Genomic DNA, 1,015 nt, shown 5'->3' with positions numbered 1-1,015 from the left:
CACATGCGACTCTTTCTCGCCCCGATTCATGGTTAGGAAACTCAAAAAGGGGCGATTGAGTTTCCTAACCATGAACGTAAGCTGATGCTGTTCTTGCATCAGATTAACGCACAACGCGTGGTGTTCAGTGGGCAACAAGCGGCATTTCATAATCTGAATACGCCGGAAGACTGCCGGAATTGGCAGCAAGCACGAGAGCTAAAGAAATGAATCGTTCATTGCCCCCCTTGCTGGCCATCGGTGCCTATAGTGGAACGGGAAAAACCACCCTGCTCAAACAGTTGATCCCGATGCTGAAACAGCGCCAGGTGAGGGTTGGGTTGATAAAGCATACGCATCATGACATGGATGTGGATACGCCGGGCAAAGACAGCTATGAGCTGCGCAAAGCGGGTGCCGACCAAACGCTGGTCGCCAGCGATCGCCGCTGGGCATTAATGACCGAAACGCCGGAACAACAACCTTTGGACCTGCGCTACCTGGCAGAACGTTTTGATGCCGATAAGATCGATTTGATTCTGGTGGAAGGGTTCAAACATGAGCCGGTCAGCAAGATCCTGCTTTATCGGGCCGAGATCGGCAGACCGTTGGAAGACATGCTGGATCAGTTTGTCGTGGCGGTAGCCAGCGATCGGCCGCTATCCATCGCGGCTAAGCAATTGGATCTCAATCAACCGGAAAGCATCGCCGATTTTATTGTCGAGTGGTTGAACGGCGCAGCGTAGCTGCGCTTTTTTGCATTTTACGCATAGCAAAAAGCCCTGAACGTCAGTTCAGGGCTTTCGGCTTTATTTGATGCCTGGCAGTGTCCTACTCTCGCATGGGGAGACCCCACACTACCATCGGCGCTACGGCGTTTCACTTCTGAGTTCGGCATGGGGTCAGGTGGGACCACCGCGCTATTGCCGCCAGGCAAATTCGTTTTATTCCAACCGCGCCACTCTCGTGTCGCCATCAGAACCAATCTGTAAACAAGCTGAATATTGTCTTGGTCTCACCAAAACACCTTCGGTGT

1 protein-coding gene, 1 rRNA gene and 1 pseudogene are annotated in these 1,015 nt (G+C 52.5%); 2 read left to right on the top strand and 1 reads right to left on the bottom strand.

From position 1 onward, the window contains the following. Nucleotides 1–72: 72 nt before the first annotated feature. Both mobA and mobB read left to right on the top strand, forming a co-directional pair. A pseudogene (mobA, locus tag AC4PR2_RS29145) lies at nucleotides 73–210 on the top strand (molybdenum cofactor guanylyltransferase MobA); the annotation flags it as partial. Continuing rightward, on the top strand, nucleotides 207–725 hold the full coding sequence (gene mobB / locus AC4PR2_RS29140; RefSeq protein ID WP_197803967.1) for a molybdopterin-guanine dinucleotide biosynthesis protein MobB: 519 nt from the start codon (nucleotides 207–209) through the stop codon (nucleotides 723–725). The pseudogene mobA and the gene mobB, both read left to right, overlap by 4 nt. A gap of 72 nt (nucleotides 726–797) precedes the next feature. On the opposite strand, the gene rrf is transcribed toward mobB, so the two are convergent. Next, a 5S ribosomal RNA gene (rrf, locus tag AC4PR2_RS29135) occupies nucleotides 798–913 on the bottom strand. Nucleotides 914–1,015 lie beyond the last annotated feature (102 nt).

It is taken from the genome of Serratia sp. A07, assembly GCF_058725505.1.
Note: the sequence above shows the minus strand (reverse complement) of the source record. Positions and strands in the feature narration are given on the sequence as shown.